The organism is Caballeronia sp. ATUFL_F1_KS4A, from assembly GCF_023630905.1.
GTDB lineage: Bacteria > Pseudomonadota > Gammaproteobacteria > Burkholderiales > Burkholderiaceae > Caballeronia > Caballeronia zhejiangensis.
This window is the reverse complement of sequence record NZ_JALQEB010000001.1, coordinates 236,021-254,599: the sequence shown is the minus strand read 5'-3', so window position 1 is coordinate 254,599 and position 18,579 is coordinate 236,021. Positions and strand designations below refer to the sequence as shown.

The 18,579-nt window shown below is 63.7% G+C and carries 18 protein-coding genes; 13 read left to right on the top strand and 5 right to left on the bottom strand.

Features of this window, described 5'->3' with window-relative positions; genetic code table 11:
• The first annotated feature begins 114 nt into the window (after nucleotides 1-114).
• The 3 genes from NCS03_RS01150 (at nucleotide 115) to NCS03_RS01140 (ending at nucleotide 2,751) form a co-directional block, all read left to right on the top strand.
• Nucleotides 115-1,179, top strand: coding sequence for a glycosyltransferase family 4 protein (locus NCS03_RS01150; protein ID WP_250528663.1), 1,065 nt, complete (start codon nucleotides 115-117; stop codon nucleotides 1,177-1,179).
• 246 nt (nucleotides 1,180-1,425) lie between these two features.
• Entirely contained in the window at nucleotides 1,426-2,124 is a 699-nt protein-coding gene (gene aqpZ / locus NCS03_RS01145; RefSeq protein WP_008351895.1) for an aquaporin Z, read from the top strand.
• A gap of 339 nt (nucleotides 2,125-2,463) precedes the next feature.
• Nucleotides 2,464-2,751: a hypothetical protein gene (locus NCS03_RS01140; RefSeq protein ID WP_008351896.1), complete on the top strand. Its 288-nt coding sequence runs from the start codon at nucleotides 2,464-2,466 to the stop codon at nucleotides 2,749-2,751.
• 46 nt (nucleotides 2,752-2,797) lie between these two features.
• Here NCS03_RS01140 and NCS03_RS01135 read toward each other — a convergent pair whose 3' ends face one another.
• Complete coding sequence (locus NCS03_RS01135) at nucleotides 2,798-3,634, bottom strand: Cof-type HAD-IIB family hydrolase (RefSeq protein ID WP_008351897.1); 837 nt, start codon at nucleotides 3,632-3,634, stop codon at nucleotides 2,798-2,800.
• 33 nt (nucleotides 3,635-3,667) lie between these two features.
• Nucleotides 3,668-4,585, bottom strand: coding sequence for a glucosamine kinase nucleotide-binding domain-containing protein (locus NCS03_RS01130; RefSeq protein ID WP_033536590.1), 918 nt, complete (start codon nucleotides 4,583-4,585; stop codon nucleotides 3,668-3,670).
• A 114-nt stretch (nucleotides 4,586-4,699) separates the two neighbouring features.
• Here NCS03_RS01130 and NCS03_RS01125 point away from each other — a divergent pair, with 114 nt between their 5' ends.
• The 3 genes from NCS03_RS01125 (at nucleotide 4,700) to NCS03_RS01115 (ending at nucleotide 6,587) form a co-directional block, all read left to right on the top strand.
• Entirely contained in the window at nucleotides 4,700-5,305 is a 606-nt protein-coding gene (locus NCS03_RS01125) for a DNA-3-methyladenine glycosylase I (protein ID WP_250528662.1), read from the top strand.
• A gap of 462 nt (nucleotides 5,306-5,767) precedes the next feature.
• Nucleotides 5,768-6,193, top strand: a complete 426-nt coding sequence (locus tag NCS03_RS01120) for a hypothetical protein (RefSeq protein ID WP_175979735.1) — start codon at nucleotides 5,768-5,770, stop codon at nucleotides 6,191-6,193.
• A gap of 16 nt (nucleotides 6,194-6,209) precedes the next feature.
• The gene (locus NCS03_RS01115; protein ID WP_239294315.1) at nucleotides 6,210-6,587 is read left to right on the top strand and encodes a hypothetical protein; all 378 of its coding nucleotides are present in this window, start codon (nucleotides 6,210-6,212) and stop codon (nucleotides 6,585-6,587) included.
• Nucleotides 6,588-6,701: 114 nt separating this feature from the next.
• Here NCS03_RS01115 and rpsU read toward each other — a convergent pair whose 3' ends face one another.
• Both rpsU and NCS03_RS01105 read right to left on the bottom strand, forming a co-directional pair.
• Complete coding sequence (gene rpsU / locus NCS03_RS01110; RefSeq protein WP_008351904.1) at nucleotides 6,702-6,914, bottom strand: 30S ribosomal protein S21; 213 nt, start codon at nucleotides 6,912-6,914, stop codon at nucleotides 6,702-6,704.
• Between the two features lie 349 nt (nucleotides 6,915-7,263).
• Nucleotides 7,264-8,214 (bottom strand): aldo/keto reductase, encoded by a 951-nt coding sequence (locus tag NCS03_RS01105; RefSeq protein WP_250478617.1) that lies wholly within the window; start codon nucleotides 8,212-8,214, stop codon nucleotides 7,264-7,266.
• A 243-nt stretch (nucleotides 8,215-8,457) separates the two neighbouring features.
• Between NCS03_RS01105 and NCS03_RS01100 the strand changes: the two genes are divergently transcribed.
• The 7 genes from NCS03_RS01100 to NCS03_RS01070 all read left to right on the top strand — a co-directional run bounded on the left by NCS03_RS01100 (nucleotide 8,458) and on the right by NCS03_RS01070 (nucleotide 17,379).
• The gene (locus NCS03_RS01100) at nucleotides 8,458-9,618 is read left to right on the top strand and encodes a flagellin (RefSeq protein WP_250433509.1); all 1,161 of its coding nucleotides are present in this window, start codon (nucleotides 8,458-8,460) and stop codon (nucleotides 9,616-9,618) included.
• Nucleotides 9,619-9,820: 202 nt separating this feature from the next.
• On the top strand, nucleotides 9,821-11,383 hold the full coding sequence (gene fliD / locus NCS03_RS01095; RefSeq protein WP_250528661.1) for a flagellar filament capping protein FliD: 1,563 nt from the start codon (nucleotides 9,821-9,823) through the stop codon (nucleotides 11,381-11,383).
• An 18-nt stretch (nucleotides 11,384-11,401) separates the two neighbouring features.
• On the top strand, nucleotides 11,402-11,701 hold the full coding sequence (locus NCS03_RS01090) for a flagellar protein FliT (RefSeq protein ID WP_250433483.1): 300 nt from the start codon (nucleotides 11,402-11,404) through the stop codon (nucleotides 11,699-11,701).
• A 169-nt stretch (nucleotides 11,702-11,870) separates the two neighbouring features.
• Nucleotides 11,871-14,225 (top strand): tetratricopeptide repeat protein, encoded by a 2,355-nt coding sequence (locus tag NCS03_RS01085; protein WP_250528660.1) that lies wholly within the window; start codon nucleotides 11,871-11,873, stop codon nucleotides 14,223-14,225.
• A 2-nt stretch (nucleotides 14,226-14,227) separates the two neighbouring features.
• On the top strand, nucleotides 14,228-15,376 hold the full coding sequence (gene vioA / locus NCS03_RS01080) for a dTDP-4-amino-4,6-dideoxy-D-glucose aminotransferase VioA (RefSeq protein ID WP_250433479.1): 1,149 nt from the start codon (nucleotides 14,228-14,230) through the stop codon (nucleotides 15,374-15,376).
• A gap of 33 nt (nucleotides 15,377-15,409) precedes the next feature.
• Nucleotides 15,410-16,531 (top strand): ATP-grasp domain-containing protein, encoded by a 1,122-nt coding sequence (locus NCS03_RS01075; protein WP_250507143.1) that lies wholly within the window; start codon nucleotides 15,410-15,412, stop codon nucleotides 16,529-16,531.
• Nucleotides 16,528-17,379, top strand: coding sequence for a class I SAM-dependent methyltransferase (locus NCS03_RS01070; protein ID WP_250456640.1), 852 nt, complete (start codon nucleotides 16,528-16,530; stop codon nucleotides 17,377-17,379). Before NCS03_RS01075 ends, NCS03_RS01070 begins: the two co-directional genes overlap by 4 nt.
• 144 nt (nucleotides 17,380-17,523) lie before the next feature.
• Here NCS03_RS01070 and NCS03_RS01065 read toward each other — a convergent pair whose 3' ends face one another.
• Nucleotides 17,524-18,534: a sodium:calcium antiporter gene (locus NCS03_RS01065; RefSeq protein ID WP_250528659.1), complete on the bottom strand. Its 1,011-nt coding sequence runs from the start codon at nucleotides 18,532-18,534 to the stop codon at nucleotides 17,524-17,526.
• Nucleotides 18,535-18,579: the final 45 nt, after the last annotated feature.

Below are 18,579 nucleotides of genomic sequence, written 5' to 3'. Positions count from 1 at the left end.
TCTCCGGGCCTGTCTCGGGCGGCGTCCAACCACACGCGGCCCGCCCGAATGGCATGCGTTGAGCGCTCGACCGGAGCGTGACTGCAATGCCTTACCTACATGGAGAGTCACGTTATGCGAATCGCACAAATTGCACCGTTGCACGAAGCAGTTCCTCCGAAGTTTTACGGCGGCACTGAGCGCGTCGTGTCTTATCTGACGGATGCGCTCGTCGAACTCGGCCACGATGTAACGTTGTTTGCCAGCGGCGATTCGCAAACCAAGGCGACGCTCGAACCCGTGTGGCCGCGTGCGTTGCGTCTCGATCCGACCGTGCGCGACGCGCTCGCGCCGCACATGCTGCTGCTCGAAACCGTCCGCCAGCGCGCGCACGAGTTCGACGTGCTGCACTTCCACCTCGATTACATGCCGTTCCCGCTGTTCACGCAGATGGACACGCCGTTCGTGACGACGCTGCACGGCCGGCTCGATCTGCCGGAACTGCAGCCGATCTTCAACACGTTCACGAAGGCGAACGTCATTTCGATCTCGGACAATCAGCGCGGGCCGCTGCCGCAGGCGAACTGGCTGAACACCGTTTATCACGGTCTGCCGAGCCAGTTGCTGACGCCGCAGCCCCACAAGCAGCCGGAATATCTGGCGTTCCTGGGCCGCATCTGCCCGGAAAAGCGCGCCGATCTCGCAATCAAGATCGCGGCCCAGAGCGGTCTGCCGCTGAAGATCGCCGCCAAGGTGGACAAGGTCGACCAGGAATACTTCAAGTCGACGATCGAACCGCTGCTTTCACAGGCGCACGTCGAGTTCATCGGCGAGATCAATGAAGCGCAGAAGCCGGAATTTCTGTCGGGCGCGAAGGCGCTACTCTTCCCGATCGATTGGAACGAGCCGTTCGGCCTCGTGATGATCGAGGCGATGGCCTGCGGCACGCCGGTGATCGCGTTCAATCGCGGTTCGGTGCCGGAAGTGATCGACCACGGCGTGACGGGCTTCATCTGCGAGGACGTGCAAGGCGCGGTCGGCGCGCTGCAACGTCTCGACGAGCTGTCGCGCACGGAAATCCGCGCGCAGTTCGAGCGCCGCTTCAGCGCGCAGACGATGGCGCAGAACTACGTCGAAAGCTACACGGCGATGCTTCAGGCCGCGAAGCGCCCGGTGTTGCGTCAGGTCGCGGTGGGCTGATTGCCTTCCTGACCAGATTTGCTGGAACTGCCGCCCGCTTGCCGGGCGGCATTTTTTTGCGCGCTTGTTAAGACATTCGCTAAGGAATGATCCGAAGTTTCGGTGCAATGCCCGTGAATTGAGAGCCGATCGACCATTTTTGACAGTTCGCCAAAGACACCGCGCTTAAACTGCGCTGCGCAAAAGCGCGTCACGCGTTCTTGTTTGAAATCAACGGCTTTTCATCTTTTTCACGAAGGCAGAATCATGCATTTGTCGAAGCGTCTCGGCGCTGAAATTTTCGGTACTTTCTGGCTCGTGCTGGGCGGCTGCGGAAGCGCCGTGCTCGCCGCGGCCTTTCCTGAACTCGGCATCGGATTCGCCGGCGTTTCGCTGGCATTCGGTCTCACCGTCCTGACGATGGCCTACGCCATCGGCCACGTCTCGGGCTGCCACCTGAACCCGGCCGTGAGCATCGGGCTCGCGACGGCGGGCCGCTTTCCGGTGCGCGATCTCGTGCCGTACATCGCGGCGCAAGTGATCGGCGCGACGCTCGGCGCGTGGGTAATCTATCTGATCGCCACGGGCAATCCGAGCTTCGACTTCGCGTCGAGCGCATTCGCCGCGAACGGTTTCGGCGAGCACTCGCCGGGGCACTTCTCGATGGCCGCCGCGCTCATCGCCGAAATCGCGATGACGTTCTTCTTCCTCTTCGTGATCCTCGGCGCGACCGACGAGCGCGCGCCGAAAGGCTTCGCGCCGCTTGCCATCGGCCTGTGCCTGACGCTCATCCATCTGATCTCGATTCCGGTCACGAATACGTCGGTGAATCCGGCGCGCTCGTCGAGCCAGGCGTTCTTCGTCGGCGGCTGGGCGCTCGATCAGCTGTGGCTGTTCTGGATTGCGCCGATCGTCGGCGCGATTCTCGCGGGCGTGCTTTATCCGTTGCTGACGCGTCAGAAGTAAGTCACGGCGGCAGCAAACGGCGGCAAGCAAAACGGGCGCGAAATGCGCCCGTTTTTGTTTTTGCGCCACAGCGCGCATACGAAAGATTAAACGCGCGCGACAAATGTAATGCCGAATTACGCAGCCTGCTTATGAATTTCCGTCACGCGATGCCAAGGATCATTTCGCGCGCCGCCGAAGGCTTGAAGGATAAGGCTTCCAGCGATGTCGACGGCGCCGCCGCGCTTGCGAACTCCCTTACGCCGTCCTTGCACACGGTAACAAGTCCTCGAAGCATGTAAGACGGCGGGCGCTTAAATTGGACTCATGCGACACACGTCGCCTTAAAGGAGAAACACAATGAAGCGCATCGTCACCCACATGCTTGTCGCGACTGGTCTTGCTATCGGTGCTGTCGGCGCGGCTCAGGCTCACAGCGATCTGCACATCGGCGTCTCGCTCGGCGCGCCGGCTTATGTGGCGCCGGCTCCGGTGTACGTGCGTCCGGCGGTTCCGGCGTATCGCGCGCCGTACTATCGCCACGAAGCGCCGCGCTGGTATGGCCGCGATCATCGCGACTATGGCCGATACGACCGCGCGGGCTGGAATCACGGCGGCTACGGCAACAACTGGGGCCATCGCGGATAAGCGGGACCGGCCGCGGATCGAGGTCCGCGGCCCGCCGTGACGGATATCAGTCGGGCGTCTGTCCCGGCGACGCGAGTTCGTCGCGAATGTCGAACAGCTTGCGCAGCTGATGCGCGACGCCCGCCTCGAAGTTGTACCCAATACGCGGCACGTTCGGCAGGCGCTTGATCAGATCGGGGTTCGCGTTGTTCATCATGAACGGATGCCCGGCGGTTTCGAGCAGATCGATATCGTTCATGTTGTCGCCGAACGCGACGCATTGCGCGGTATCGACATCGAGCCGCTCCAGCACGAAACGCAGCGCGCGCCCTTTCGATACGTCCGACGTCATCACTTCCAGACAGTCCGGCAGCGAATACGTGACGTAGAGCGAATCGCCGAACTCCCGTTCGAGGTTCGCGGCGGTCACCTTCAGATCGGCCGGATCGCCGATATACAGCACTTTCGCGATGTTCTCGCCATCATGCTCGCGCAGATCCATCACTTCGTACTTGAAGCCGGAATCCTGGTGGAAGACCAGCAACTCGGGCGCGTGACGGTCGATGAGCCAGGCGTCGTCGGCAAAAAGATTGACGATGACGCGCTCGCTGCCCGCGATCTCGGGCTGCACGAGGCGGCGCACGGCGGCGGGCTCGAGGTCGCGCGAATAAATGCGCTCGTCGGCCGGCGTATGCACGCGCGCGCCGTTGGACGTGATGAGATACGCGTCGACGCCGAGCACATCGCGAATGCCGGCGACGTCGCGATAATGCCGGCCCGTCGCGATGACGATAGGCACGCCGCGCGCCGCGAGCGCGCGCACGGTTTCGGCGGTGAAGGGATCGAGCTGGTGGTCGCTGTTGAGAAGCGTACCGTCGAGATCAGTAGCGATAACCGAATACATGACTGCCTTTGTGGTGCCGCGAAGGTCGGTATTTTATCGCGCCGCACCGTCCGCAGCCGCGAAAGCGGACGCCGCGCGTCGCGCCAGTTCGAGCGCGCCCGCTGCGGAATCGGCGCGTGGCGCACGCATGCGTTCGCGCAACATGGCCGGCACGAATGGCTCGTAAGGCGCGGCCAGCCCGCCGCACAGCGCGACGGGCAGCACGCCGGCGGAATCGAGCGCCGCGACGAGTTTCGCGATTTCCTGCCCCGCCTGATCCAGCAGACGCGCTGCCTCGGGATGGTCGCGGAACTCGAACACGGTGGGCGCAAGCGTCGCATAAGCGGTTTGATTCGCGGCGCACAGCCAGACGACGAGACTGTCGCGATCCGTCGCGCCAGTGTGGGCGAGCATCGCGCGCGACCAGCCATCTTCGGGCGCGCGGCCGTCGAGCACGCGCTGCAGATGCACCACCGCGCGCAGGCCGAGCCACGCGCCGCTGGCTTCATCGCCGCTCGGAAAGCCGTAGCCACCCGCGATTCGGCAAACGCCCGATTCGTCCAGCGACGCCGCGATGCTGCCCGTGCCGAGCGCGACGATCACGCCGGATTCCCCGCCGTGCGCGCCGAGCACGGTCGTATAGGCGTCGCTTTCCACGCTCAACGCGCGCACGTCCGGCGCCGCGCCGAGAAACGCGGTGAGCCAGTCCGCGTTGTTGACGCCCGCCAGGCCACAGCCGAGTGCGCAGTTGCGCCAGTCGAACGGCAGCGCGGCGGCCTCGAATGCGCGCGCGCACGCGTCGCCGATCGATTGCCACGCGCGCGCCACCCCGAGCCCGAGCCCCGAAGGTCCGCCGCTCGCGCGCGCCAGTTCGTTGCCGTGCGCGTCGGCGAGAATCACGCGCGTGCCGCTCCCGCCGCCGTCGATGCCGAGCAGGAAGCCGTCAAATGCCGAAGTCGAAGATGTAGTCATGGGCGCAAGCTTACCGGCGGCCGCGACGCGCGCCAATTGGCCGAATGGCATAGATGGCGCGAGCCGGGCGATCAGCTATGCTGACGCGATTCAAAATAATGATGAGGACTCGCAATGGCAGACGCCGAACACACCCGCTGCGCCTGGGCCACGACCGACGCGATGATCGAATATCACGACGGCGAATGGGGCGTGCCGTCGCACGACGACCGGCATCTGTTCGAAATGCTGGTGCTGGAAGGCGCGCAGGCGGGCCTTTCCTGGTCGACGATCCTCAACAAGCGCGAGGGCTATCGCGCGCTCTTCGCGGGCTTCGACATCGACAAGGTGGCGCGCTTCACCGAGAAGGACGTCGAGCGGATCGTGCAGGACGCGCGCATCGTGCGTAACCGGGCGAAGATCGAATCGGCGGTGCTCAATGCACGCGCCGTGAAGCAGATCCAGCAAGAGCACGGCTCGTTCGCGGATTTCGTCTGGTCGTTCGTCGCCGGCAAAACGATCGACACGCCGCGCGATGCGAAAAATCCCACGCCCGCGTCCACGCCGGAATCGGACGCGCTCAGCAAGGCGCTCAAGAAATACGGCTGCAAGTTCGTCGGCACGACGATTTGCTACGCGTTCATGCAGGCCACCGGCATGGTCAACGATCACGCCGTGGGTTGCATGTCGCGAGAAAAACCTAAGACAAAACGGAAGACCGTTGCAAAAACCCCGCTTTGATCGATTCCTATGCGGAAAAATTTTGCCTTTTGACAACATCGTATAGCGTAATTTACGCGATCTAGGGTAAATCCTTATAGATGACGTTTTTTTTGCAGTGAAGCACGCGCAATTGCCCGAACTGCAAGGCTTTTGGCCGGGTTTTCCGCACTGCACGAACGTACGAGCCGTGTAAAAATGGCTTCCTCGCGTGCGCTGGCGCACCTTTTTACCGTTCCGAACCGTTATAACTGACGGTGTACGGATCGTCACTGAGTGTAGAAATCCGACGCGAGCACACAGGGCGCAGTCAGACCACACGCCCAGGCCGGGAAAACCGCCGTGCTCGGAGCAGAGGCCGGGCGGCGAGCGTCGATTCTGTTGCGCCACATTTGCAACGACGCTGCCGCTTTCGGTAAGCAGGTGCAGGTTCTCGAATACTTAAACGTATGGCCGCTGCGCAGGGGCGCAGGGGAGAAGATCATGAAAAGCTTGAACTTCCTGACGCATCAGGAGATTTTCAACAGCGCAGTCCAGCATCTTTTCGGACAAGGGCAAGCGGCTTTGCTGCCGCGGGGCGGCGGCGCCTATCGCGGATACTGCGGCGGCTGCCCTGTCGGGAGCTTCATCAAGCCGCGCGACTATGTCACCGCGATGGAAGGCGTGCCCATTCGCTTCATCGCGAAGCCGCCCGAGCAGGTGCCGGCGTACATGGATGTCGGCGTCGTGGCGCTGAAGCGCGCGCTGCTCCGTTCGCGCATCAACGTGTTCGATCCCAACACCGTCGAGCTGCTGTCGTGCCTGCAGAACGTGCATGACGTCTTCGGCAAATGGGAATGGCGCGAGCGTTTGACGTCGATCGCGCGTCAGTTCGGGTTGTCAGCCGAACTTCTTAAAACGGCCGCGTGATATTGCAGGTGCTGTGATGTTGAGCCCTATTACGATGTTGAGCCCGAAGGACATTTACGAGCGCGTCAGCGAGCACTTGCTGACGCAGCGCGCGGTCTCGGAAGACGACAACGGTTCGTGCAGGCTTCGCAGTCCGGAAGGCCGCAAGTGCGCGATCGGGTCGCTCGTGCGCGACGATGTGTACGAGCCGGAGCTGGAAGGCGTCGGCATTTCCTACTATCGGCATGCGCGGGACGGCGGTCTGCTGCGGGCGCTCTACGCATCGAACGTGAATGCCTACGATCCGAACATCATCGATCTGCTGATCGAGCTGGAGGAAGTTCACGACTACGCCGAAATCGAAGAGTGGCCGGCGTTGCTCGCGGCGCTTGGCAGGCGTCACGCGTTCGTCTGAGCGCCCTCGCTAAAAAAGGCAATAGAAACGAAAACGGCGGTGCGCCCTTACGGGTCGCACCGCCGTTTTGCCGTTCGGCGCGAGGATCCGTAAACCCTCGCCCGAACAAGACGCTTAGTGCATCTTCTTCGGCAGCATCTGGCTGCGCAGGCGCTTGCGCAGGCGCGCGACAGCGGCGGCCTTCTTGCGCTTGCGCTCGGTGGTCGGCTTTTCGTACGACTGGCGCTCGCGCAGTTCGGCGATCAGGCCATTGCGCTCGATGGTGCGGCGGAAACGCCGAATCGCGACATCGAACGGCTCGTTTTCTTTGAGGACGATAGTGGTCATGTAAATCCTGGTTTGCTAAACGTATTTTCAAGCGCGCGACGACTGCGAGTTGCCGCGCCCCGGCACTCCGATCGTCCGCCGGACGTGAGAACGGCGCGACGGACACGAGCAAAGCGGCCACGGAGGCCGGAAAAGAGAGCGTTGAGATTCAGCCGCGGAAGCGGCAGGCGCTTTCGAAAGAACCACACGAAGGCGCGTTTCAGAGCCGTTCGCCGCTGTTGGTTGACGTTGTCATTTTCAGCGGCGAAGGCAGGAAATCGGGCACATTTCTCGATTCGGGCGCGATGTTACCAGAACACCGCGCCATTGCCAACTCCCGCGCGCCGGCCAACTCGTTGATGCAACAGAACTATTTCTGCCACGCGCTGGCTTCGTCGAGCAGATGGATATCGTCGGCTGCGAGTTGCAGGCGCGTCGCGGCGGCCAAGCTCTCCAGTTGCGCGACCGACGTGGCGCTGGCGATCGGCGCCGTCACGCTCGGGCGCGCGATCATCCACGCGAGCGCGACCGTCGCGGGCGTCGTGTCGTTGCGTTTCGCGACTTCGTCGAGCGCGTCGAGAATCTCGAGGCCGCGCCGTGTCAGATACTTTTCGACGCGCGAGCCGCGCGCCTTGTGCTGCGTGTCCGCCTTCGACCGATATTTGCCCGACAGAAAGCCGCTCGCGAGCGCGTAATACGGCACGACGGCGATCTTGTGCTGTTCTGCCACCGGTTCGAGACCGGTCTCGTAGCCCTCGCGGTCGTAGAGGTTGTATTCGGGTTGCAGAATCTGATACGCCGGCAAGCCCGAATCCTTCGCGACTTTCAACGCCTCTTCTAGCCGCTCGCCCGTGTAGTTCGACGCGCCGATCACCCGCACCTTCCCCGCCTTGATGAGCGTCTGATACGCGTCGAGGGTTTCGTCGAGCGGCGTGGTTTCGTCGTCGTAATGGGAGAAATAGACGTCGATGTAATCGGTCTTGAGACGCCGCAGCGAATCGTCGACGGCCGCCGCGATGTTCGCCGCCGAGAGCCCGGCGCGCGTGGACAGCTTGCCGACTTTCGTCGCGAGCACGACCTGGTGGCGCTTGCCGCTTTCCCTGAACCACTTGCCGATGATCGTCTCCGATTCGCCGCCCTGATGCCCGTCGACCCAGGCGGAATAGACGTCGGCTGTATCGATGAAATTCAGGCCGTGGTCGACGAACGCGTCGAGGATCGAGAACGACGTGCGCTCGTTGGCAGTCCAGCCGAACACGTTGCCGCCGAAGACGAGCGGCGCAACTTTCAGTTCCGATGTGCCGATATTGCGTGTCTGCATGTGCGCTCCGAATGCGTCGTGAGGGACCAAAAAGCATACGCGCGAAATCGGCGCCTTGCCGGGCAAGGCTTCGCGGCCTCGCAACAGAATTCGTTACACAAATCGTTTGCGCGGGCCTTAAGTTTTTTTCGAGGGGCCCGATAACCACAAGTAGGCGGCCGGCTATCACCGAGCGCAGGACCGCCAGGCAACTTACTCGGTGCTTTAGCCAAAGCCAGATACAGTCTCCCAGGAGAGAACAAAATGATCGGTATCAACAGCAACATCAACTCGCTGGTTGCACAGCAGAACCTCAACGGCACGCAAAGCGCGCTGTCTTCGGCGATCACCCGCCTCTCGTCGGGCAAGCGCATCAACAGCGCTGCTGACGACGCAGCAGGTCTCGCGATCTCGAACCGGATGCAAACGCAGATCAACGGCCTGAACCAGGGCGTTTCGAATGCGAACGACGGTGTGTCGATTGCCCAGACGGCTTCGAGCGCGCTTTCGTCGATGACCTCCAGCCTGCAGCGTATCCGTACGCTGGCCGTGCAAGCCGCGAGCGGCTCGCTCTCGTCGAGCGACCAGGCTTCGCTGCAGAAGGAAGTTTCGCAGCAGATCGCCGAAGTGAACCGTATCGCTTCGCAAACGACGTACAACGGCCGCAACATTCTTGACGGTTCGGCTGGCAGCCTGAGCTTCCAGGTCGGCGCGAACGTCGGTCAGACGATCAATCTGGACCTGAGCCAAGACATGGGCGCGAACTCGCTCGGCGGCGGCATGGTGCAGAAGGGCAACACGCTCGGCACGTTCTCGAACCTGTCGCTGTCGTCGAGCGGCGCCTACGCCTCTTCCGGCGCGACGATCACCTCGATCAACGTGCTGTCGGACGGCAAGGGCGGCTTCTCGTTCACCGACCAGAACAACGTCGCGCTGAGCTCGACGGCCGTCACGGCCATCTTCGGCTCGGGCACCGCAGGCACGGGCACGGCTGCAGCACCGCACGAAAACACGCTGACGTTCAGCACGAGCATTGCCGGTTCGATGGGCGCATCCGTGAGCTCCGCGATCACCACCCTCAACGCGTCGATCAACAAGATCAACAAGCCGGACACGGTCGCGAACCTCGACATCAGCACCACGACGGGCGCCAACGTCGCGCTGGTCTCGATCGACAACGCACTGCAGACGCTGAACAACGTGCAGGCAACGCTGGGTGCAGCCCAGAACCGTCTGAGCGCAATCGCTTCGTCGCAGCAAGCTGAATCGACCGACCTGTCGTCGGCTCAGTCGCAGATCACCGACGCGAACTTCGCGCAGGAAACGGCGAACCTCAGCAAGGCTCAAGTGCTGCAACAGGCTGGTATCTCGGTGCTCGCGCAAGCGAACTCCCTGCCGCAGCAAGTTCTGAAGCTCCTCGGCTAAGCGGTACGCCAAGGTAGCACCCGACGCCGGATCTTCATCCCGAAGATCCGGCGTCGGGCCGTCCCGGCGACGAAACCACGTTTCGATCTCTTGCGTGTGCGCCCGCGCCCACGAGCGCACACGGAAGAGTTTGTTTCCCGCAACGAGCAGTTGACTGCGATCACGCGCAATCAGGCGACAGCGCGATACACGGAGTTACCCGATGTCCACGATCAGTACGGCCACCACGGCGGCGACCGCCGCGCAGACCCAGGCGTCCGCGAACGCGGCGCTTGCCGAAGCAGCGCAATCCATCATCAGCGGCGCGACGGGCAACTCGTCGATGGACGTCAACGCGCTCGTCACCGCGATGGTCAACGCGAAAACGGCCGGCCAGAGCGCATCGCTCGCCGCCGCGCAATCGAACGACAACACGAAGCTCTCGGCGATCGGCACGCTGTCGTCGGCGCTCTCGACGCTGCAAACTACGATGACGAGCCTGACCGACGGCTCGCTGATGTCGACCTTCACGACCAACGTGACGGGCACCGGCATCACCGCATCGGGCGCCGCCGGCGCCGTGGCGGGCAGCTACGACGTGACGGTCTCGCAGATAGCGAAGGCGCAATCGCTGACGTCGACCGGCTTCGCAACGGACGAAAAGCTCGGCACCGGCACGATGCAGATCAGCGTCGGCTCCAAGTCGATGTCGATCAACATCACGAGCAGCAACAACACGCTTTCGGGCATCGCCGCCGCGATCAACAACGCGTCCGGCAATCCGGGCGTGAGCGCGACGATCGTGACCGGCACGGACGGCCAGCATCTGGTGCTCAACTCCACGTCGACGGGCGCGTCGAACGTCATCTCGACCACGATCACCGGCGCGGCCAGCGGCAGCGACCTGAACAAGCTCGGGGTCTCGTCGACGGCCGGCGCAAACGGCGCGGCGTCCACGATTTCCGACGATTCCGTCACCAACGGCTGGTCGCAAAGCGCGACCGCGCAGGACGCGATGTACAAGGTCGGCGGCGTCGCGGGCACGAGTTCGAGCAACACGGTCACGAGCGCGATCAAGGGCGTGACGCTGAACCTCACGCCGGCGGCGGTGACGACCCCGGCGAGCACGCAGACGGTCACGATCTCGCAGGACACGTCGTCGATTTCGAGCGCGATTTCGAACTTCGTCAGCCTCTACAACACGGTCGTCTCGACGATCAACTCTTATACGTCGTTCAACAGCAGCGCGTCCGCGGGCTCGCAGGGCGGCGTGCTGCTCGGCAACTCGGCGGTCAACACGATCAAGAATCAGCTTTCGGCGATCATCGGCAGCGCGGTCGGCAAGGGCAGCGGCTCGATCTCGCTGGCGTCGCTCGGCATCAGCCAGGTTTCGTCGCTCGATGCGACCGCGGAGCAGCCGGCCGGCACGCTGACCATCGACAGCGACAAGCTCACCGACGCGCTGACGAACAACGCAACCGGCGTGTCGCAGCTTTTCAACGCGATCAACGGCGTCGGCGCGCAGCTGACCGACAAGATTTCGAGCTATCTGAGCACGGGCGGCCTGCTCACGTCCGAGACGGATTCGATCAACAAGGATCTCGCCAACATCTCGACGCAGCAGACGACGCTGACCAACTACGCCGCGCAGCTCACGTCGGACTACAACGCGCAGTTCACGGCGCTCAATACGCTGATGGCGAGCATGAACCAGAACACGCAATATCTGACGGCGCTCTTCGGCGGCACGAACAGCGCAGGCGCGATGGCGACCAACAAGTCCTAAAAGCGGAGAACCGGCACGATGAACCAGGACGCTCTCGTCGAACAACTGTTCGCACTGACGAAAGACATGGAAACGGCGGCCACGCTCGCGGACTGGCCGCGCGCAGCGGAGCTCGATGCCGCGCGCACGCCGCTTTTGCAGGCGCTGACGCGCGAGCAGAGCCCGCAGGCGCTCGCGAAAATCCGCGAAATCCAGGGTATCGACGCTGCCGTGCTCGCGGACGCGAGCGCGACCCGCACCGGTCTCGCCGCCGAATATCACGCGGCGATGAAGCGCGTGAACGCCGTCAACCGCTACCAGCAAGGCGCGCGGTTCTAGAAACACCGCGCTTTCGCTTCAGTTTTCCCCCGATGCCCGCTTCACGCGGGCATTTTTTCGCCCGCTGGCGATCCCCCGAATTACGGCGGCTTTCCCGCTCATCTCCGCGCTTCGGTTTGGCGGCCTCGCTTGGATAATCAGTTCAATCGCAAGGAGCACGCCGAAGATCATGAGCATTTCCCTACAGGTTCCGGACGCCACGACGCTGACGCCGGAGCAACAGTTCGAGCAGGACATCGCGACCGTCATGCAGTCGGCGCTGGAGAATCATCACGCCGGCAATCATGCCGACGCCGAAGCGCTCTATCGCGCGATTCTCGATCACAAGCCGGATCACGCGGACGTGCTGTACAACCTCGCGGTTCTCTTTATCCAGACGCAACGTCCGGACGACGCGGTGCCGCTGTTCGAATCCGTGCTCGGCCTGCGTCCGGACAACGGCCAGTACTGGGTCTCGTACATCGACGCGCTCGCGCGCACCAATCAGACGCAGGCTGCCTGGTTCGCGGTTGAAATGGCGCAGCAGCGCGGCGCGCGCGGTCCGGCGATGGACGGCCTGATCGAGCGCCTGTCGCACCCGAATGGCTACGCGGCGGCCGTGCTCGCCGAGGCCTCGCAGCTCGCGCGCCTCGCGCCGAAGACCGTCGATGGCAGCGCGGACGACGCGTCACAATCGACCGCCGGCAAGCGCGGCAATCCCACGCCGCAGGACCTGAACCAGTTCGCGTCGCTTTACAACAAGGGCCGCCACGACGAAGCGATCAAGCTGGCGCGCGTGCTCGTCGAACGTTATCCGCATCACGTCGGCGCGCAGCGTTCGCTCGGCCTGGCGCTGTACTCGCACGGCCGCTTCGTCGAAGCCATCGAGCCGCTCGGCCGCACGGTCGAGCTGGAGCCCGCGGACCAGCATTCGCGCATGCTGTTCGCGAGCGCGCTGCAGGTTCATGGCGACAACGTCGGCGCCGAGCGGCAGTGCCGTCTGGTGATCGCGCGCGACCCGAATCACGCGGAAGCGCATCGCGTGCTCGGCGTGTCGCTGTCGGCGATGCGCCGTCACGCCGAAGCCATCGAAGCCTGCGAACGGGCGATCGAGCTCGCGCCCAAAAACGGCGACATGCACGGCGCGCTCGGCGTCGTGCTGATGGACGACGGTCAGATCGCGCGCGCCGAAGGCACCTTCCGCAAGGCGCTCGAGTGCAACCCGATCGACTTCATTTCGCACAGCAATCTGCTGTTCTGCCTCACGCACCGTACCGATCTGACGCCCGTCGCGCTCTTCGACGAACATCGCGAATTCGACCGCCGTCACGGCGATCCGGCGCGCCGCCTGTGGCGCGCGCACGAGAACGCGAAGGATCCGCACAAGACGCTGCGCGTCGGTCTCGTGTCCGGCGACTTGTTCCGCCACGCCGTCGCATCGTTTCTGGAACCCGTGCTCGCATTGCTCGCGAAGGATCCGGGCATCGAGATTCACGTCTACAGCACCCATGCGCGCGAGGATTCGACGACGCAGCGCCTGCGCGGCCACGCGCCACGCTGGAACGTCGTCTCGGGCTTGTCGGACGATGCGTTCGTCGAGAAAGTGCGCGCCGACGGCATCGATATCCTGATCGACCTGTCGGGCCATACCGGCCGCAACCGCCTGCGCGCCTTCGCACGCAAGCCCGCGCCGGTCCAGGCGTCGTGGATCGGCTATCCGCAGACGACCGGCGTCAGCGCCATCGACTATTACTTCGCGAACCGCACGCCGGATTTCTCGCCGATCGACGACCAGTTCGTCGAAAAGATCGCGTACCTGCCGGCGGCGGCGCCGTTCCTGCCCGATGCGAATTCGCCGCCGGTCAATCTGCTGCCCGCGCTCCACAAGGGCTACGTCACGTTCGGCAGCTTCAACCGCGTGTCGAAGCTGCGCCGCGAGGTGATCGCGCTGTGGGCGCGCGTGCTGCACGCCGTGCCGGATTCGAAGATGCTGATGGGCGCGATGCCCGACGACAGCGCCGTCGCCGAACTGGGCAAGTGGTTCGCCGAAGAAGGCATCGCCGCGGACCGGCTTGCGCTGCTCAAGCGCTCGAACGTGTCGGTGTATCTGCAGCAGCATCATCAGGTCGATCTGTGTCTCGACACCTTCCCGTATGCGGGCGGCACGACGACGCTGCACGCGCTCTGGATGGGCGTGCCGACGCTGACGCTGCTCGGCGACACGATGCCCGGCCGCGCGGGCGGCACGTTGATGAGCCAGGTCGGACTCGAATCGTTCATCGCACGCGACGCGGATGAATTCGTCGCGAAGGGCGTCGCGTACGCAAGCGATCTGAATGCGCTCGCGGCCCTGCGCACCGGCATGCGCGAGCGCTGCTCGGAATCGGCGCGCTTCCGTCCGGACGTGATCGCCGCGAGCATGAGCCACGCGCTTCGTCACATGTGGCAGCGCTGGTGCGCCGGCCTGCCCGCCGAATCTTTCGATACCGAACTCCTCGCCGCCGCGCCCGCCGCAGCGAATTCAGCAGCCACCACGCAAGGTTGATCATGAGCGCCATTCCTCTCTTTCGCGAGCAGCCCGCCATCGACGAGCGTATCTTCGTCACGCAGCCGCATCTGCCGCCGCTCGACGAATTCGTTCCGTATCTCGAGAAGATCTGGGAAAACAAGACGCTGACCAACGGCGGCCCGTTTCATCAGCAGCTCGAACAGGCGCTGTGCGAATACCTCGGCGTGCAGCACCTCGCGCTGTTCTCGAACGGCACGATGGGTCTCGTCACCGCGCTGCAGGCGCTGCGCATCACGGGCGAAGTGATCACCACGCCGTATTCGTTCGTCGCGACCGCGCATTCGCTGCTGTGGAACGGCATCAAGCCGGTGTTCGTCGACGTGGACCCGGTCACGCTGAATCTGGATCCGCGTCAGATCGAAGCCGCCATCACGCCGCAGACCACCGCGATCATGCCGGTGCACTGCTACGGCCAGCCGTGCGACGTCGAAGCGATCCAGGCGATCGCCGACAACTACAACTTGAAGGTGATCTACGACGCCGCGCACGCGTTCGGCGTGCGCAACGAGGCGGGCAGCATCCTCACGCACGGCGACCTGTCGGTGCTGAGCTTCCACGCGACGAAAGTCTTCAACACGTTCGAGGGCGGCGCGATCGTCTGCCCGGACGCGAAGGTGAAGCAGCGCATCGACCATCTGAAGAACTTCGGCTTCGTCAACGAGACGACCGTGGTCGCGGCCGGCATCAACGGCAAGATGAGCGAAATCAATGCGGCATTCGGCCTGTTGCAGCTTCAGCACATCGATCGCGCGCTCGCGCGCCGTCAGGAGATCGACGCGCTGTATCGCACCCTGCTCGCCGACGTCGACGGCATCGTGCCACTGCCCGGTCTCGCGGGCGGCGCGACGAACCACTCGTATTTCCCAGTGCTCGTGCAAAGCGACTACAAGCTGACGCGCGACGAGCTGTATCAGCGTCTGCGCGATCACGAGATTTTCGGCCGCCGCTATTTTTATCCGCTGATTTCGGATTTCCCGATGTATCGCGGCCTGCCCTCCGCGCAGCCGAGCCGACTGCCGAACGCGCAGGAAGCATCGCGCAAGGTGCTGTGCCTGCCGATCTATCCGGCGCTCGCGGACCGCGACGTCGAGCGCGTCGTGGACGTGATCCGCGCGGCCAACGTCTAAGGCCCGGCAGCCCGGCGCACGCAGGATCGACCCATGCACGTGTTTCTTCTCTTCAGCGGCACCAACGATCGCGCCGTCGTCGCGCTGCTGCGCGCGATCGGCAAGCTCGGGCAACAGGCGGCGGTGATCGCCCGTTCGGCCGCCGATCAGGTTCTGTCGAGCGCGTATCGCGATCTCGTGGTCGCCGTGCGCGAAAACGACACGCTCTCGGTCCCGCTGCTCGCCGGTTATATCGCGCAGGCGAAGGCGAAGTTCGGCGCGCGCCGCGTGACGCTCGTGCCGATCTCCGAATTCTTCAACACCTTCCTGCTGAATCACAAGGAAGCGCTGGAATCCATCGACGGCGTGCATGTGCCGCTCGTCGATCCGTCGCTGTACGCGAAGCTCACGAACAAGGCGAGCGCCACCGAGTTCTTCGCGCGCGAAGGCATCGCGCCGCCGCCCGAATACGCGGGCATCGACGATGCCGTGGTGCCTTTCGTCGCCAAGCCGAAATGCAACGTCGACGGCAAGCGCGTGCTTTATCCGGTGCTCGTGAAAAGCGACGCGGACCTCGCCGCTTTCAAGGCGAGCGAAGATCCGTCGCACTATTTCTTTCAGCACTTCGTGACGGGACGCAGCTTTTATCTGCTCGCCTATTTCGCGCGCACGGGCGAAGTCTTCTGCTCGTCGCAGGAAAACCTCGCGCAGCAGCCCGGCGGCAAGTCGATCGTGCTCGCGCGCACCGCCGATTTTCATGCGAGCGATATCGGCGTGAAGCTGCGGCAGGCGCTTTCGCAATGCGGCTATTTCGGCTTCGCGATGATCGAATGCATCGTCGGGGACGACGGCGCGTACTTCATCGAAATGAATCCCCGTCCGTGGGGACCGCTCGACCTGTGCCTGAACCACGACTGCGGCATCGTCGAAGCTTTCGTGGGCGACTGGGCGACGGAAGATGCAACCGCTTATCAAGGCCGGCGCCTTTCGCGCGCACGCCACGCCACGTATCTGTGGACGGGCGGCATCGTGAACACATGGCGCCGGCGCCGGACGACCGTGCATCGCTATGGCAGCGAAGCGCGTCTCGCGGGCGCCGCGTTGCGCGCCCTGGCCGGCGACGTCTATCTCGCAAGCGACAGCTGGCGAATCTTTTACAAGGAACTATGGAAATGACCTCTGGCGCCACCGCAGTCAAGGAGCGGCTCGCTCAACTCTACGGAGAAGTCTCCAAGCACTCGGGGTATCAGACGATCCCCGACTTCGTCGCGAGTACGCTCGGTTATCAGGAGACCATTCAGAGCCAATGGCGCGGCGACCGCAACCGCCTCGACTGGATTCTCGCGCATCGCGCGCCGCAAGCCGGCGAGCGCTGGGCCGACTTCGGCGCGAATACGGGCTTCTTCACGTACACGATCGCGCATGCGCATCCCGATGCGCGCGTGACGGCGATCGAAGCGAACGCCGAACACGCGAGGTTCCTGCGCGAACTCGGCGATGCCTTCTCGATCGGCAATGTCGACGTGCATCACGAAGCGCTGCCCTTCGATGGCCTCGACAAGCTGTCGAACATCGACGTGCTTTTGCATCTGAATGTGCTGCATCACGCGGGCGCGGATTTCGACCGCGAATATGTGACCGGCGCGCACGACTTTCCGGCGTATGCGGTCGCTTATCTGAAGAAGCTGCGTCAGGCGTCGCGCTCGCTCGTGTTCCAGCTCGGCTGCAATCTGTGGGGCGACAAGACGCATCCGCTGCAGCCGGGCGCGACCGATGCGGAGCGTCTCGCGTATGTGTCGAAGCTGCTGACGGACGCCGGCTGGCGCATTCGCGATCTCGCGTACGCGAAGAAGACGACCGACGCGCCGATCGCCTATGCCGATCTCGGCAAGGACGTCATCGAAGCGCTGAACGGCCAGCACGGACAAGCCGAACTGCGCCTCTTCGCCGACGCGCTCGCGCCGTATGCGCTGGAACAGCACATCGGCGAGTTTTATCGGCGCGCGATTTACATCGTCGATTAATTGACGGACGGCACTAAAGTTATCGGCGCACGTGCCGATAACCCCTATAAGAACAACAAGAACGACGTGCCGGTTTTCTCGGCGCGCTGCTTCGCTCTTCGATGCCCGCCTCGCGCGGGCATTCTTCTTTGTGCCGCAGCTTTGTCAGCGCCCGAGCGTCAACGCGAGATAGGCCGCGTACAGCACGCCGTTGCCGAGCAGCGCCCACAGCACGACGCCGTTCTCCTTCGCATTGAAGCGCAGCCACGCCGCCGCCGCGAGCGTGATGAGCACGCCCGTCAGCACTTCGATACGCGGCTCCCACGGCGTCAGCATGATGCCGATGGCCGGCAGCAACGTCCCTTGAAACACCATCGCGCCGGTGATGTTGCCGAACGCGAGCGTGTCCTTTCCTCGGCGCGCCCACAGAATGCTGTTCACTTTCTCGGGCAGTTCCGTCGCGATCGGAATGATGATGAGCGACAGCAGCAGCGCCGAAATTCCCAGCGCATGCGACACGCCCTCGACGCCGTGAATGAAGCCCTTCGCGCCGCCGACGAGCAGCGCGATGCCGAAGAAAAACTGCAGCATGATCGTGCCGAGCGACGTTTTCAAACCGAGACGCGAAGCGAACAAGGCCTCGGGCGCTTCCGTTCCGTGTCCGCCCTCGACGAGCTTCGCCGAAGCCTTGAATGTCGAAATCACATAAACGATATAGAGCGCGACGAGCCCGACCGCGAACAACGCGCGCACTTGCCACGCGTGATGCGGCACGAACATCGCGGCGCACGCGATGAGAAACGCGACCAGAAAGAAGTTCAGATCGCGCACGAAGCCGCTGCGCTCCGGCACGATGCGCCCGCTCATGCCGCGCGACTTGAGGATCGCGAACGTCATCAGACACGTCGAAAGCGTCGCGAGCATAAGCGGCGCGCCGAGAATCGCGCCGACGCCGATCTCTTCGTTGACCGCACGGCTCGTCGTGCCGCCGAGCAGCGCGATGATCGGCACCGTCGTCTCGGGCAATGCCGTGCCGACCGCCGCGAACAGCGATCCGGTCACGCCTTCGGAAATGCCGAGCCGTTCGCCGAGATGTTCGAGCGCATTCGTGAATAGCTCCGCCGCGACCAGGATGATCGCGAGCATCAGCGCGAGTTCGAGAAAGAGCATCGTCATGCGGCACCTCGCATCGAAACATGCGACGGGTGCGCGAGCGTGCGC

Excerpts from the sequence above, each read along its gene's own strand:
- NCS03_RS01115 (WP_239294315.1), top strand. The coding sequence starts at position 6,210 with ATGTTGAGCCCTATTACGATGTTGAGCCCGAAGGACATTTACGAGCGC.
- NCS03_RS01105 (WP_250478617.1), bottom strand. The coding sequence starts at position 8,214 with ATGCAGACACGCAATATCGGCACATCGGAACTGAAAGTTGCGCCGCTC.
- NCS03_RS01100 (WP_250433509.1), top strand. The coding sequence starts at position 8,458 with ATGATCGGTATCAACAGCAACATCAACTCGCTGGTTGCACAGCAGAAC.
- NCS03_RS01135 (WP_008351897.1), bottom strand. The coding sequence starts at position 3,634 with ATGTATTCGGTTATCGCTACTGATCTCGACGGTACGCTTCTCAACAGC.
- vioA (WP_250433479.1), top strand. The coding sequence starts at position 14,228 with ATGAGCGCCATTCCTCTCTTTCGCGAGCAGCCCGCCATCGACGAGCGT.
- NCS03_RS01090 (WP_250433483.1), top strand. The coding sequence starts at position 11,402 with ATGAACCAGGACGCTCTCGTCGAACAACTGTTCGCACTGACGAAAGAC.
- rpsU (WP_008351904.1), bottom strand. The coding sequence starts at position 6,914 with ATGACCACTATCGTCCTCAAAGAAAACGAGCCGTTCGATGTCGCGATT.
- NCS03_RS01075 (WP_250507143.1), top strand. The coding sequence starts at position 15,410 with ATGCACGTGTTTCTTCTCTTCAGCGGCACCAACGATCGCGCCGTCGTC.
- aqpZ (WP_008351895.1), top strand. The coding sequence starts at position 1,426 with ATGCATTTGTCGAAGCGTCTCGGCGCTGAAATTTTCGGTACTTTCTGG.
- fliD (WP_250528661.1), top strand. The coding sequence starts at position 9,821 with ATGTCCACGATCAGTACGGCCACCACGGCGGCGACCGCCGCGCAGACC.
- NCS03_RS01085 (WP_250528660.1), top strand. The coding sequence starts at position 11,871 with ATGAGCATTTCCCTACAGGTTCCGGACGCCACGACGCTGACGCCGGAG.
- NCS03_RS01130 (WP_033536590.1), bottom strand. The coding sequence starts at position 4,585 with ATGACTACATCTTCGACTTCGGCATTTGACGGCTTCCTGCTCGGCATC.
- NCS03_RS01120 (WP_175979735.1), top strand. The coding sequence starts at position 5,768 with ATGAAAAGCTTGAACTTCCTGACGCATCAGGAGATTTTCAACAGCGCA.
- NCS03_RS01140 (WP_008351896.1), top strand. The coding sequence starts at position 2,464 with ATGAAGCGCATCGTCACCCACATGCTTGTCGCGACTGGTCTTGCTATC.
- NCS03_RS01070 (WP_250456640.1), top strand. The coding sequence starts at position 16,528 with ATGACCTCTGGCGCCACCGCAGTCAAGGAGCGGCTCGCTCAACTCTAC.
- NCS03_RS01125 (WP_250528662.1), top strand. The coding sequence starts at position 4,700 with ATGGCAGACGCCGAACACACCCGCTGCGCCTGGGCCACGACCGACGCG.
- NCS03_RS01150 (WP_250528663.1), top strand. The coding sequence starts at position 115 with ATGCGAATCGCACAAATTGCACCGTTGCACGAAGCAGTTCCTCCGAAG.
- NCS03_RS01065 (WP_250528659.1), bottom strand. The coding sequence starts at position 18,534 with ATGACGATGCTCTTTCTCGAACTCGCGCTGATGCTCGCGATCATCCTG.